Source organism: Clostridium sp. TJA032, assembly GCF_058310275.1.
In genome coordinates this window covers 779,311-792,654 of the sequence record NZ_JBZEFB010000001.1, presented here as the reverse complement: position 1 = coordinate 792,654, position 13,344 = coordinate 779,311, and the positions used below count along the sequence as shown (strand labels likewise).

Below are 13,344 nucleotides of genomic sequence, written 5' to 3'. Positions count from 1 at the left end.
AATTTTATGCATCTTTTTTATGTGGGTAAAATTTTAGGGTAATTAATATTTATAAAACGAAGCTATGATAAATTGGAAGTGAATCTTTATCTTCAAAGTCGCTAATTAAAGGTTTAAGATAAGATAAAGCTTCTTCTTTTATGTGATTACCTTCTTCATTTATCCATTCTTCTGGGAAGTATTTTATGTTATTAGCTATTTTATCTGCTTCAATTAAAAAGGTAGAACTTTTATAAGGAGAGGAAGATTCTCTTTTTATAGCAACCATATATCCACCCTCTGAATTTATAGAGGCCTCTAAAGCAGCTTGTCCAACCATTACTGCCTCATTTACATCAATTTTAGAAGAGGAGTGCATTGAACATCTTTGTAGAGTATTAAGTTCTAAAGATTTAACTCTATTAGTTATACTAGCTTGTATTATTAAATTTTTTAGATAGGAGCCAACTCCACCTAATTGAGCATGTCCAAAGGAATCATTCTTTGGCGCAGTTTCAGTAAGAAACTTTCCATTTTCATCTTTTAATCCTTCTGAAGCTACTATATAAACATGTTTTTTCTCTTTATATATTCTAGAAACATCTGTTAAAAAGCTTTGTACTGAAAATGCTCTCTCTGGTAGGTAAACTAAGTCTGCACATTTTTCTCCATTTATAGAGGCTAAAGCACCAGAGGCAGCTAACCATCCTGTGTCTCTTCCCATAGTTTCAATTATGAATATTCCATTGTTAGTATAAACCTTAGAGTCTAAGTATGTTTCTAAAACAGCAGTAGATATGAATTTTGCAGCACTTCCAAAGCCAGGGGTATGGTCTGTATGCATTAAATCATTATCTATAGTTTTAGGAATTCCAAAGAATTTTATATCTATGTTTTTAGCCTTTGCAAAAGCGTTTAACTTAGCTGTTGTATCCATAGAATCATTTCCACCTACATAAAAGAAAGCTTTTATATTAAGAGAATTTAAAATTTCTAAAAGATTTAAATATTCTTCCTCACTTTCATATAGAGGTTTTAATTTATATCGACAAGAGCCTAAGCCAGAGGCCGGTGAATTTTTAAATCTTTCTAACTGAACATCATCAAGATCTGAAAGATTTATTATTTTTCTATTTAATATTCCTTCAATTCCATTTAAGCCTCCATAAACATTATCATATAATTTAAGGTTTTTGTTTGCTTTAACTAGACCATAAACACTAGCATTTATTACTGAGGTTGGTCCGCCAGATTGAGCTATAATACAATTCATTTGAAAAATCTCTCCTTTATATTACGCACATTTCTTAATAAACAAGTAAATGTGCTATACTATTTAGCTTAATAAGATACTCTATTTCATAATATACACCAATTTATTATTTATTGTCAAATTAGAATTTAGGAAAAATTAAATGGTAAATTTTATTTTAGTATTCGTATTTACTATAAAATAGAGGAGAAAAAGTTATTTTTTAGAGATTTTAAAGGGAAGTAATTTGAGTATATTATTGAGAAATTTTAATAAAAATATGAGTAACTTTTGATAAAAATAATAAAATATATGCTAAATAAAAATAAAATATATTCAAAAATTCTTTGAAAAATATTCAAAAATTGGTTGATTTATATTTACATAATGTTTATAATTGTAAGGGAGAGGTGAAGTTTTTATGAACAAAAAAATCTTAATAGCAAGTCATGGAAAAATGGCAGAGGGAATTCAAAGTTCCTTAAATATACTTGCAGATAAGGGTGATGATGTAGAAATAATAAATGCATATATCACAAAGGAAGATTACACTCCGAAAATAGTAAATTTTATAAATGACATTGGGGAGAATGAACAAGGTATAATTTTTACTGACTTATTTGGAGGAAGTGTTAATCAAAAAGCAGTAACTGAAGTTTTATCTTCAAAAAAAGAAAATATTTTTATAATTTCTAATGCTAATTTAGCAATAATTTTATCAATTTTATTTTCAATGGAAGAGGAGCTTACAGAAGAATCTATAAAAAATGCTATAGATGAAGCTAAAGTAACTCTTGTTTCTACAAAGTTATCTAAAGATGATGAGGATGACTTCTTTTAAAAGTAAAAAATAAAAAACAATATTTTAATGCAATTTAAGAAAACGATTAAATTATTTTTTTAGAAAAAAGTAATCGTTTAAAAAGGATGATTTTAGGAGGACAAAAGATATGATAACACAAGTACGCGTAGACGACCGTTTAATACATGGACAAGTAGCAGTAGTATGGACAAAGGAATTAAATGCACCACTTTTAGTAGTTGCAAATGATGAAGCAGCAAAAAATGAGGTTATGCAAATGACTTTAAAAATGGCAGTTCCAAATGGAATGAAACTTTTAATACGTTCTGTTGAAGATGCAATAAAAGTTTTTAACGACCCACGTGGAAAAGATAAAAGAATGTTTGTAATAGTAAATAGTGTTTCAGATGCTACAAAAATTGCTAAAGAAGTTAGTGATATAGAAAGTGTAAACGTTGCTAATGCAGGACGTTTTGATAAATCAAATCCAAAGGATAAGGTAATGGTGTTTTCAAGTGTTCAGTTAAATCCTGAGGAATTAAAAGCCGCTAAGGAGTTAGCAGAAATAGATAGTGTTAAATCTTATAATCAAGTATTACCTTCAAATCCGCAACTTGATTTAAAGAAGGCTTTATCTCAATTTTAATTTAAGGAAAATTTAAAAGGAAATAATTTTAGGGGGTAAAAAATATGTTGATGCATGCTTTAATGGCGGCACTAAGTGTATTTATCTGTTTTGCAGGAAACTATTTAACAGGACAGAGTATGATGGAACGTCCTTTAGTTGTAGGACTTGTAACTGGTTTATTAATGGGAGATATGAAAACAGGTATATTAATGGGAGCTGCTTTAGAGGCAGTATTTTTAGGAAATGTTAACATCGGTGGTGTTATAGCTGCAGAGCCAGTTACAGCAACAACTCTAGCAACAACATTTGCTATTATTTCTAATGTTGAAACAAAGGCAGCAATTACTTTAGCTATACCAATAGGTATGTTAGCAGCTTTTGTTGTTATGTTTTTAAAGAACGTTTTAATGAATGTTTTTGCACCTGCTTTAGATAATGCTGCAAGAGAAAATGATCAAAAGAAAATAGTAGCACTTCATTATGGAACATGGGCTTTATATTATCTTATAATTTCTGCAATATCTTTCTTAGGAGTTTTACTTGGTAGTGGTCCTGTAAACGCTTTAGTAGAAAATATACCAGCTAGATTAATGAATGGCTTAAGTGCAGCAGGAGGACTTTTACCAGCTGTTGGTTTTGCAATGTTAATGAAGTTACTTTGGGATAATAAGTTAGCTGTATTTTATTTATTAGGTTTTATTCTTACAGCATATTTAAAATTACCTGCTATTGCTGTAGCAGTTTTAGGAGTTGTTATATGTGTTATAACATCTCAAAGGGATTTACAAATTTCAAAACTTGTTCTTGCAGGGCCTAAAAATTCAGGACCTATAACTAAAGAGGATGAAGAGGAGGAATTTTTTGCATGATGAAAATGAATGAAAACTTATCAATTGAAGATAAAAAAATGTTACGTTCAGTATTTTGGCGTTCTTGGACTATGAATGCTAGCCGTACTGGAGCAACTCAGTATCATGCTGTAGGGGTTATATATACTCTTTTACCTGTAATAAATAGATTTTATAAAAGTAAAGAAGATAGAGCAGAGGCTTTAGTTCGTCATACCACTTGGTTTAATGCAACAATGCATTTAAATAATTTTATAATGGGTCTTGTTTCAGCTATGGAGAAGCAAAATAGTGAAGATGAAAATTTTGATTCAGGTTCTATAACTGCGGTTAAGGCTTCCTTAATGGGACCTCTTTCAGGAATAGGTGATTCATTTTTTTGGGGAATATTAAGAGTTGTAGCTGCTGGAATTGGTATCTCATTAGCTAGTACAGGTTCTCCACTAGGTGCGATTGTTTTCTTATTATTATATAATATACCAGCATTTTTAATACATTATTATGCTCTTTATAGTGGATATTCAGTAGGAGCAAACTTTATTCAAAAGCTTTATGAAAGTGGAGGAATGAAAATATTAACTAAGGCTTCAAGCATATTAGGACTTATTATGATGGGTTCTATGACTGCATCAAATGTTAAGTTTAAAACTATACTTCAAGTTGCAGTAGAAGGTAGTGATAAACCTATAATGATTCAAGAATATTTAAATCAATTATTTATTGGAATAGTTCCATTATGTGTAACTTTACTTGCTTTTTATCTTTTACGTAAAAAAGTAAATATAAACATGGTTATGTTTGGTGTTATGTTTTTAGGAATAATATTAGGATTAGTGGGAATATGTTAGTTTAATTAAAAAATGAAGGTATATATTTTAATATATCCTTCATTTTTTTACTTTTTAAAGGATAAAAGTAAAAATTAAATATATTTTATACAAATTTTTTTATGTGATATAATTTATATTAATGATTTAAGTATTTGTTTAGGAGATTGTTATGGAAGTAAAAGAAATATTTAAGGATAAGGGTGTTAAAGTTACCAAGGCTAGATTATTAATATATGATTTATTAAAAGAAAGTGATAGAAGCCTTACAGCAGATTACATATATAATAAATGTAAGGAGATAAATTTATCTACTGTTTATAGAACTTTAGAGATTTTTTTAGAAAAAGGTCTTGTTGATAAGTTTGAATTAGGAGATGGTAAAAGTTATTATAAATTAAAAAGTAATAATATGCATAAGCATATTTTAGAATGTGATTTATGTCATAAAGAAATAGAAGTTCCTTGTCCTATGCAACAAATAGAAGAGCTTTTGAGAAATCAAACTGGATTTAAGGTTAAGGAACATAATCTTACTTTAAAGGGAATATGTAAAGAGTGCATAAATGAAAATAATAAATAAATTAGAATTTAAAGCTTTAAGAGAGTGAAATAATTCATTTTCTTAAAGCTTTTTCACTTTCTTGTATAAATTCACAAAAAAGAAAATTTAAAGAAAATATTTTATAAAACTAAAATTTTTCCATTGTTTATAATAATTAGATTACTTAAAATTATGGTAAAAAGAGGAGGGGTTATATGATAAAGTTTAAAGAGGTAAAAAAGGATAATATTACTATAGTTAATATATATAATTTTATAAGAAAAACAGTTTATCCAAGTGGTGAATTTGTAGAGGATGATTTTAATACTGTAGTTAAAGAAATTGAACTTATAAAACAGTATGGATTTCCTGCAACTTATGCCTTAAAACATGATGCATTAATGGATGAAAGGTTTATAAAGCTTATAAAAAGTTCTTTAGAGGAATATGATGAAATTGCTGCTTGGTTTGAAATAACAGAAGAATTAGCAAAAAAGGCAGGAGTTCTTTGGAAGGGAAAAACTCCAATAAATGATTATGTAAATATTGGGTACTCCTTAGGGTATACGCCAGAGGAGAGATTTAAATTAATAGATGCATATATGAAAGATTTTAAAAATATATTTGGTTATTATCCAAAGACTGTAGGTTCTTGGGTTATAGACATAAGAAGTTTAAAATATTTTAAAGAAAAATATGGAGTTATTGGAGGAGCTATTTGTAGAGACCAAATTGGAACAGATGGTTTTACTCTTTGGGGAGGATATTTTAGTCAAGCTTATTACCCAAGTCTTTTAAATGAATATATGCCAGCTCAAAGTTTTGAAAATCAACTAGATTTACCTTTGTTTAGACTTTTAGGGCCAGATCCAATTTATAATTTTGAAGAAGGTTTAAGAGAGGAATTAAAAGGGGTTCACACCTTAGAGCCAGCTTGGATAATTGGACAAGACAAAAGATGGGTTGAATGGTTTTTTGATTGTTTAAATAATAAGGATAATTTAGGGTTTTCTTACGCTCAAGTTGGACAGGAAAATACTTTTTTATGGAATACAATGTATAAAGGGTATGAAGTTCAAATAGAACATATATCTAAATTAGAAAAAGAAGGGAAAATAAGAATTGAAACCTTAGAAGAAAGTGCAACTTGGTTTAAGAAAAAATATAGATTAACTCCAGTAACAACAGCTTTAGCTAAAAAAGATTGGAATACTTACAATATGAAAACTCTTTGGTATAATAGTAGATTTTATAGATGTAGTTTTTTATATGAAAATAATATATTAAGTATTAGGGATATACATTTATTTAATGAAAATTATATGTCAAGATATTTTAATGATTTTTTAAAGGAGAATGAAAGTATTTTTGATACTCTTCCTTTGATGACTCCTCATTATTGGAAAAAATATATAAGTGAAAGACCTAATATAAGCTTTTTAAGATATAAAAAATTAGGAGATTATGAGAAGGTAGAGGCTAAGGATTTTGATTTTAAAAAGATAAGTGATGAGATTTGTAAGGGAATTTTAAAATTAAATGATAAAGAGGAAATAAATATTCTTCTTAAAGAAGATTCTATAAATATTGTTTTTAATTTAAAAAATGAAGATAAATATTTATTATGTATAAATATTTTACCAGTTTTAAAGAAGTTAAGTAAAAAGATGTTATTCTGTGAACATAAAGGTTTTGAATTTAATGTTTCTTTAAAGGAAGGAATTTTTATTTATGAATATGGAAAGGTATTAATAATTCCAGAGAATAATAAAATAATATTAAATTTAAATACACTTTGTGAAAAGGTTTTAAAAGAAAGCTTTTTTACTTCTTATTATTTTAAAAATAAAGAAAAGGTAGACCTCTATATTCCTAAATATAAAGGTGTTAAGAGAGAGAATAAAATTAAGCTAAGGGCTTTTAGGCCAAAAGCTAATATAGATACACTTTTACTTAGTAAACCTTTTTCTAAGGAAATTATTTTAGAGAAAAAAGATGATTTTGGGGAAATTAGATACACTTTAGATGGAAGTGAGCCAAAGATAGATTCTCCTTTATATCAAACTCCTTTAGTTGTAGAGGATAAAACTTTTTTAAAAGCTAAGGTTTTTAGAGAAGGGTATAAGGAAAGTGATACCATAGAAAGCAGAATATATGTAACCTTGCCTATAAAAGATATAAGAGGTTTAACTAATCCTACAGAACATTATATGTATAACAGAAACGGAGTTTATGATTTAATAGATGGAAAAAAAGGAACCTTACATTATACAGATGGAAATTGGTTAGGATATACAGAGGATGTAAGTGTTATAGTTGACCTAGGAGAAGAAAAATTAATAAAAGAAATAATGATTGGTTTTTTACAAGATACAAGAGCATGGATATATTATCCTAAGTTTGTTGAGTTTTATTCTTCTTTAGATGGAGTGAACTTTTCTCTTTTAGAAAGAATAGAAAAAGACTTAAATGAAAAAAGAGAAGAGGTTGGGAAAAAAGATATATGTGCAAAGAGGAATTTAAAAATAAGATATATAAAGATTTATGCTAAAAATGAGGAACTTTGTCCTTCATGGAGTATAATGCCAGGAGAGGGACCAACATTTATTTTTGCAGATCAAGTAACTGTTATATAAAATAATTTTAAATATTTAGCTTAATAATTATATAGATTATAATTTTTAATGATAATTTTAAAAAAATAAGGGGGCAAAATGGACAAAAGAATTGATTTAACTAAGGGGAAAATAACAAGTAATCTTATAAAACTTTCCATACCTATTATGGCAACCTCCTTTATACAGATGGCTTATAATATGGCAGATATGATTTGGGTTGGTAGAGTAGGAAGTAATGCAGTAGCTGCTGTTGGAACTGCTGGATTTTTTCCGTGGCTTGGTATGGCTTTTGTTATGATTTCAAAGGTTGGGGCTGAAATAAAGGTTGCACAAAGTTTAGGAAGACAAGATATTGAAGGAACAAAGGAATATATAAAAAGTGCTTTTCAAATAAATATTATCTTAGCTCTTTTATACTCACTAATTTTGCTTTTATTTAATAATCAATTAATAGGATTTTTTGATTTAGGAAATCTTGAAGTTATAAAAATGGCTAGAATATACTTAATAACTATTTCAATAGGAATGATATTTAGTTTTCTAAATCCAGTTTTTACAGCAGTTTTCACAGGTTCTGGAGATAGTAAAACTCCTTTTATAGCAAATACTATAGGATTGATTTTTAATATAGTATTTGACCCTTTATTAATATTTGGAGTAGGATTATTTCCTAAGCTTGGAGTTTTAGGTGCTGCTTTAGCCACAGTTTTAGCTCAAGTTATAGTTGCTATTACATTTTTATATATAATGATGAAAAGTAAAGCTAAGTATTTAAAGGTTAATATATTTACTAAAATAAATATAAATTATGTAAAGATTTTATTTCATATTGGTTTACCTGCTGCCTTTCAAAGTGGATTATTTACTGTTTTCTCAATGTTTATAGGAAAAATAGTTGCAGTTTTTGGTCCTATTCCTATAGCGGTTCAAAAGGTAGGTTCTCAAATAGAAGCAATTGCATGGATGACTTCAGGAGGAATAGCCACAGCTTTAGGAACATTTGTTGGGCAAAATTATGGAGCTAAGAAATTTAAAAGAATATCTGAAGGTTTTAATATAACAATGATAATAGCTATTTGTGTAGGGATTTTTGCTTCTTTTATTTTAATTTTCTTTGGAGAAGAAGTATTTAGTGTATTTATACCAGAAGCTAAGGCTATTGAAGAAGGAATTGTTTATTTAAAAATTCTTGGATATTGTCAAATACTAGTTTGTATAGAAATAACTACAACAGGTGCTTTTAATGGTCTAGGAAGAACTTATATACCTTCTATAGTTAGTGTTTTATTAACTGGTGCTAGAATTCCAATGGCTTATATAATGTGTAAACCAGAATTTTTAGGTTTAGAAGGAATTTGGTGGGCTATAAGTATAACAGGAGCTTTAAAAGGTATTGTTATATATGGAATATATAGATATTTATATAAAAAAGATAAATTATTTAAGTATAATGAAGAAGGAAAAGATAAGACTATAAGCTTATAATATTAAAAGTACAAATAAATTAATGAAAATTTTAAAGGTATTTCATTAAATTTATTTGTACTTTTTATTATGATTTTTTTCTATTTAATATTAAGGATAAAATAAGAACTACTACTGAGGTTAAAGCTATAGTTCCACCAGGGGCTAAGTCAAATAAAGAAGATAAAAGTAAACCACTTAAAACATCTATAACACCAACTATCATAGATATGATTAAGGATTTAGTAAATCCCTTCTTAAATTGCATTGCAGTTGCTGCAGGAATTACAATTATAGAAGAAATAACAAGTATTCCCATAACCCTAATAGAAACTGATATAGTAGCTCCTACTATAATAGTAAAAATATAATTTATAAGTTTTGTATTAATTCCAGCAATTTTAGCACCTTCTTCATCAAAGGTTGTGTATATTAATTTGTTATATAATAAAAATATACCTATAAAGCAAAGAATAGAAACTAATCCTATTATTATTAAATCACTTTTTGAAACTGTTAATATACTTCCAAATAAAAAGGAATTAACTGTTGTACTAGATTTACCACTACTAATTAATATAAGTGCTAAACCTAAGCTAAAGGTAAGTATAATAGACATTGATAGTTCTGCATATTTTTTGTAATAATTTCTTAAAAGTTCAATAAGCAAAGCACATATAGTTGTAAATATAAATGCACTTAAAAGAGGATTTATACCAAAAACTAATCCTATAGCAACTCCAGCAAAGGAAGAATGTGATAAGGTATCTCCTATCATTGAATATCTTTTTAGCACTAAGAAAAGTCCTATACAAGGACATAAAAGAGATATTATAAACCCTGCCATAAAAGCATTTCTCATAAATTCAAATTGAAAAATATTTTGTATAATAGACATTTTAAAAGACCTTTCTATATAAATTCCGTATTTGTTTTATTGATTTTTTTTAAGTAATCTGAGGCTTTATATAATTTAGCCTTAGAAGATTTAAGCTCTAAAATATATGAAGAATATCTTAGAGATTTTTGTATATTGTGTTCAACACATATAATTGTCATAGCTTTTTCTTTATTTAATTTATATATAAGTTCATATATATCTTTTTGAGTCTTTTCATCTATTCCTGTGGAGGGTTCATCTAAAATTAAAATTTTAGGATGGCCTATTAAAGCTCTAGCAATAAAAACTCTTTGCTGTTGTCCTCCTGAGAGAGAACCTATTAACTTATCCTTAAATTCTAACATATTAACAGCTAAAAGAGCTTTATCTATTTCGCTTTTATCCTTTATCTTTAAGGTTTTTAAATGTATTTTTAAGACTTCATAAACTGTAATTGAAAATTGAGAATTGAAATTATCAACCTTTTGAGGAACATAGCCAACACTTTTTAAGTTTATTTCTATATTTCCTTCAATAGGTTTTAAATATCCTAATAAAAGTTTTAAAAGAGTAGTTTTAGAACTTCCATTTTCCCCTACTATAGATATAAATTCCTTCTCTGGTAAATTTAAGTTTATATGGTCTAATTGATAAGGCTTTTTACCATTATAGGAGAAGGAAAGATTGTTTATTTTTATCAAGTTTTATCACTCCTAATTTAATTCTAAATAAATTATACATGGATTTTAAAGTAAGTGCAAATAATTTGCATTTTAAGTTAACCTTTCTATTTTTTCTAAGGACCATATATTATTTTTATTCTTTTTAAAGTATGCTAAGGCATTGGTAGATTTATGGGGCTTTTCATAAGTAAGACCCTGTATATTTAAAATAGCAATATCTTTGTCTAAAAATTTTAAGTCAAAATTTTTTATTGTTAAGAAACTATTTTCTATATCTCCCTTTGTTGATAAATATTCTGTAGCAAAGTATAAATCTTTACATTTTTGATTAACATAAAACTTATTAGCTATAAATAAGGAAGGAAAAATAATAAGAAAGATAAGAGAAATTAAAAAAATAAATCTTCTTATAAAAAATTTATTCATTAAAAAACCTCCTTTAAATATTTATAGTAATATTTTACCATAATTTTACATATCAATAAAAGTTATAAAGCTTATTTATATATATAATATATACTTGCAAATATAAATATAAAATTTATAATTAGTATATATAGATATAGAGGAAAGGATGATATAATATGGATTTTTCTTCATTAGTCATAATGGAAAAGGATAAAGAAAATGGAATTATAAAAGGGGAACTTGGTAGTTATTATATTTTAGAAGGAAGTAATTTTGTTAAGAAGTTATATTGTGTAGATGGTGAGGTAAGTCTTTTTTTTGATACAGATAAAGATGTGTTAGAATGGGAGTTTTCAGCTATATATGATTTATTTGAAAGTGAAAAATTTACTTCTTTAGGTTATAGTATAGAAGAGGTTGATGAAGAATATAATCCAACTTGGAGAGTTAAATTTAATTTTGAAGAAGAACATGAAGAAATGAGAGCAGTCTTAAATGAACTTTGCTCAATTATAAATAATCAAATGAAAAAGGTTTTTTTAGATATAGAAGGTAAGGAAGAAGATTACAAATAATATTTGAAGGGAGAATTAAGATGAGTGAGGTTAAAGAGTTAAAAACAAGAGATGAAATATTAGATTGTTATAAGTGGCGAATTGATAAAATATATAAAGATGAAAATAAGTGGAATGAAGATTTAGATAAATTAAAAAAAGAAGCTAAAGCTTTAAAGGATTTTGAAGGAAAATTAGATAATAAAGATGAATTAAAAGCCTTTCTTTTATTAAATGAAAAATTAAGTAGAAAATTTGAAAAGTTATATGTTTATGCTCATATGAGAAGTCATGAAGATACAACTAATGCTAAAATGCAAGATTTAGTAAATAAAATAGATTTTTATTCAGCAGAATTTTTAAGTTATACTGCATATTTTGTTCCTGAAATTTTAAGTTTAAAAGATGGAGTAATAGAAGAATTTATAAAAGAAGATAAGGATTTAAAAAAGTATAAAATTTATTTTGAAATGATATTAAAGGAAAAACCACATGTATTATCAAAGGAGGCAGAAGGGATTTTAGCCTCAGTTTCAGATTGTCTAGGAGCCCCTGAGAGTATATACTCAATGCTTACAAATTCAGATATGACCTTTGGAGAAATTTTAGATGAAGATGAAAAGTTAGTTACTTTAAGTGAAGGAAATTATAGTTCTTTTATAAAAAGTAAAAATAGAAGAGTAAGAAAAGAGGCCTTTAATCTTTTATTTTCAACTTATAAAAAATACGAAAATACCTTAGCAACAAGTTTATCAAGTTCTATTAAAAATTTTGTTTTTAATAGTAAAATAAGAAAATATAAAAACTCTTTAGAGGCTTCCTTAGAGCCTAATAATATTCAAAGTGATGTATATTATAATGCTTTAAAAGCAGTAGAAAATAATTTAGATTCACTTCATAGATATGTGGAAATTAAGAAAAAGCTTCTTAATTTAGAGGAAATTCATATGTATGATTTATATGTTCCTGTTATAGATAATAATAAGGAAGTTTTAGAGTATAATGATGCTATAAATTTAGTTAGAGAAGGTTTAAGGCCTTTAGGAGAAGAATATTTAAATATATTTAATGAAGGAATAAATGAAGGCTGGGTAGATGTTTATGAGAATAAGGGAAAAAGAAGTGGTGCTTATTCATGGGGTTCTTATGACACTATGCCTTATGTTCTATTAAATTATAATTATGAACTAAATGATGCCTCAACTTTAGCTCATGAAATGGGTCATTCTATACATTCTTATTATACTAGAAAGACACAACCTTATATATATGGAGATTATAGTCTTTTTTGTGCAGAGGTTGCTTCAACAACAAATGAAATTTTATTTATACACTATTTAATAGAAAAGGAAAAAGATAAAAATAAAAAGTTATATTTAATAAATCAAGAGTTAGAACAAATAAGAACAACTGTCTTTAGACAACTTATGTTTGCAGAATTTGAACTAAAAACTCATGAAATTGTTGAAAGTGGGGAGTCAATAACATCAGAAGTTTTATGCAACATGTGGAAAAACTTAAATATAAAATATTTCGGTAAGTCAATGAATGTAGACGAAGAAATAGCTATAGAATGGGCTAGAATACCTCATTTTTATTCTGATTTTTATGTATATCAATATGCTACAGGATATGCAGCGGCTTCTTCCTTTGCAAAAGAAATTCTTACAAAGGGAGAGGAGGCTGTTAAAAGATATAAAGAATTCTTAAAGGCTGGAGGTTCAATGTATCCTATAGATACCTTAAAAGTAGCAGGAGTAGACATGACTACAGAAAAACCTCTTCAAGATACATTTAATAGATTTAATGAGCTTTTAGATATGTTAGAAGAAATTATTTAGAAAATGAGGAGAGGCA

Annotated in this window: 13 protein-coding genes; 9 read left to right on the top strand and 4 right to left on the bottom strand. The window is 26.9% G+C overall.

Annotated elements, in window-relative coordinates:
• Positions 1-49: 49 nt before the first annotated feature.
• Positions 50-1,252, bottom strand: a complete 1,203-nt coding sequence (locus AC4FRL_RS03575; RefSeq protein ID WP_491138790.1) for a 6-phosphofructokinase — start codon at positions 1,250-1,252, stop codon at positions 50-52.
• Between the two features lie 400 nt (positions 1,253-1,652).
• Between AC4FRL_RS03575 and AC4FRL_RS03570 the strand changes: the two genes are divergently transcribed.
• The 7 genes from AC4FRL_RS03570 (at position 1,653) to AC4FRL_RS03540 (ending at position 8,983) form a co-directional block, all read left to right on the top strand.
• The gene (locus AC4FRL_RS03570; protein WP_491138789.1) at positions 1,653-2,072 is read left to right on the top strand and encodes a PTS sugar transporter subunit IIA; all 420 of its coding nucleotides are present in this window, start codon (positions 1,653-1,655) and stop codon (positions 2,070-2,072) included.
• Positions 2,073-2,181: 109 nt separating this feature from the next.
• Positions 2,182-2,679, top strand: a complete 498-nt coding sequence (locus tag AC4FRL_RS03565; RefSeq protein ID WP_491138788.1) for a PTS sugar transporter subunit IIB — start codon at positions 2,182-2,184, stop codon at positions 2,677-2,679.
• Between the two features lie 44 nt (positions 2,680-2,723).
• The gene (locus AC4FRL_RS03560; RefSeq protein ID WP_491138786.1) at positions 2,724-3,530 is read left to right on the top strand and encodes a PTS mannose/fructose/sorbose/N-acetylgalactosamine transporter subunit IIC; all 807 of its coding nucleotides are present in this window, start codon (positions 2,724-2,726) and stop codon (positions 3,528-3,530) included.
• Complete coding sequence (locus AC4FRL_RS03555) at positions 3,530-4,357, top strand: PTS system mannose/fructose/sorbose family transporter subunit IID (protein ID WP_491139518.1); 828 nt, start codon at positions 3,530-3,532, stop codon at positions 4,355-4,357. The genes AC4FRL_RS03560 and AC4FRL_RS03555 overlap by 1 nt, the downstream gene beginning before the upstream one ends.
• A 151-nt stretch (positions 4,358-4,508) precedes the next feature.
• The gene (locus tag AC4FRL_RS03550; RefSeq protein WP_491138785.1) at positions 4,509-4,919 is read left to right on the top strand and encodes a Fur family transcriptional regulator; all 411 of its coding nucleotides are present in this window, start codon (positions 4,509-4,511) and stop codon (positions 4,917-4,919) included.
• A 176-nt stretch (positions 4,920-5,095) separates the two neighbouring features.
• A complete protein-coding gene (locus AC4FRL_RS03545) occupies positions 5,096-7,516 on the top strand; it encodes an FN3 associated domain-containing protein (protein WP_491138784.1) in 2,421 nt (806 codons plus the stop codon).
• Between the two features lie 78 nt (positions 7,517-7,594).
• The gene (locus AC4FRL_RS03540; protein WP_491138782.1) at positions 7,595-8,983 is read left to right on the top strand and encodes an MATE family efflux transporter; all 1,389 of its coding nucleotides are present in this window, start codon (positions 7,595-7,597) and stop codon (positions 8,981-8,983) included.
• 67 nt (positions 8,984-9,050) lie between these two features.
• On the opposite strand, the gene AC4FRL_RS03535 is transcribed toward AC4FRL_RS03540, so the two are convergent.
• The 3 genes from AC4FRL_RS03535 to AC4FRL_RS03525 form a co-directional block, all read right to left on the bottom strand.
• On the bottom strand, positions 9,051-9,860 hold the full coding sequence (locus AC4FRL_RS03535) for a metal ABC transporter permease (protein ID WP_491138781.1): 810 nt from the start codon (positions 9,858-9,860) through the stop codon (positions 9,051-9,053).
• Positions 9,861-9,874: 14 nt separating this feature from the next.
• The gene (locus AC4FRL_RS03530) at positions 9,875-10,543 is read right to left on the bottom strand and encodes a metal ABC transporter ATP-binding protein (RefSeq protein ID WP_491138779.1); all 669 of its coding nucleotides are present in this window, start codon (positions 10,541-10,543) and stop codon (positions 9,875-9,877) included.
• A gap of 72 nt (positions 10,544-10,615) precedes the next feature.
• On the bottom strand, positions 10,616-10,951 hold the full coding sequence (locus tag AC4FRL_RS03525) for a hypothetical protein (protein ID WP_491138778.1): 336 nt from the start codon (positions 10,949-10,951) through the stop codon (positions 10,616-10,618).
• A gap of 158 nt (positions 10,952-11,109) precedes the next feature.
• Between AC4FRL_RS03525 and AC4FRL_RS03520 the strand changes: the two genes are divergently transcribed.
• Together AC4FRL_RS03520 and pepF are read left to right on the top strand one after the other, a co-directional pair.
• A complete protein-coding gene (locus tag AC4FRL_RS03520) occupies positions 11,110-11,508 on the top strand; it encodes a DUF6762 family protein (protein ID WP_491138776.1) in 399 nt (132 codons plus the stop codon).
• Between the two features lie 20 nt (positions 11,509-11,528).
• Complete coding sequence (gene pepF, locus AC4FRL_RS03515) at positions 11,529-13,328, top strand: oligoendopeptidase F (RefSeq protein WP_491138774.1); 1,800 nt, start codon at positions 11,529-11,531, stop codon at positions 13,326-13,328.
• The last annotated feature ends 16 nt before the right edge of the window (positions 13,329-13,344 follow it).

Bases quoted from the DNA above. Each gene is read 5' to 3' on its own strand.
- AC4FRL_RS03575 (WP_491138790.1), bottom strand. From the start codon at position 1,252: ATGAATTGTATTATAGCTCAATCTGGCGGACCAACCTCAGTAATAAAT.
- AC4FRL_RS03560 (WP_491138786.1), top strand. From the start codon at position 2,724: ATGTTGATGCATGCTTTAATGGCGGCACTAAGTGTATTTATCTGTTTT.
- AC4FRL_RS03520 (WP_491138776.1), top strand. From the start codon at position 11,110: ATGGATTTTTCTTCATTAGTCATAATGGAAAAGGATAAAGAAAATGGA.
- AC4FRL_RS03555 (WP_491139518.1), top strand. From the start codon at position 3,530: ATGAAAATGAATGAAAACTTATCAATTGAAGATAAAAAAATGTTACGT.
- AC4FRL_RS03565 (WP_491138788.1), top strand. From the start codon at position 2,182: ATGATAACACAAGTACGCGTAGACGACCGTTTAATACATGGACAAGTA.
- AC4FRL_RS03535 (WP_491138781.1), bottom strand. From the start codon at position 9,860: ATGTCTATTATACAAAATATTTTTCAATTTGAATTTATGAGAAATGCT.
- AC4FRL_RS03540 (WP_491138782.1), top strand. From the start codon at position 7,595: ATGGACAAAAGAATTGATTTAACTAAGGGGAAAATAACAAGTAATCTT.
- AC4FRL_RS03550 (WP_491138785.1), top strand. From the start codon at position 4,509: ATGGAAGTAAAAGAAATATTTAAGGATAAGGGTGTTAAAGTTACCAAG.
- AC4FRL_RS03570 (WP_491138789.1), top strand. From the start codon at position 1,653: ATGAACAAAAAAATCTTAATAGCAAGTCATGGAAAAATGGCAGAGGGA.
- AC4FRL_RS03525 (WP_491138778.1), bottom strand. From the start codon at position 10,951: ATGAATAAATTTTTTATAAGAAGATTTATTTTTTTAATTTCTCTTATC.
- pepF (WP_491138774.1), top strand. From the start codon at position 11,529: ATGAGTGAGGTTAAAGAGTTAAAAACAAGAGATGAAATATTAGATTGT.
- AC4FRL_RS03545 (WP_491138784.1), top strand. From the start codon at position 5,096: ATGATAAAGTTTAAAGAGGTAAAAAAGGATAATATTACTATAGTTAAT.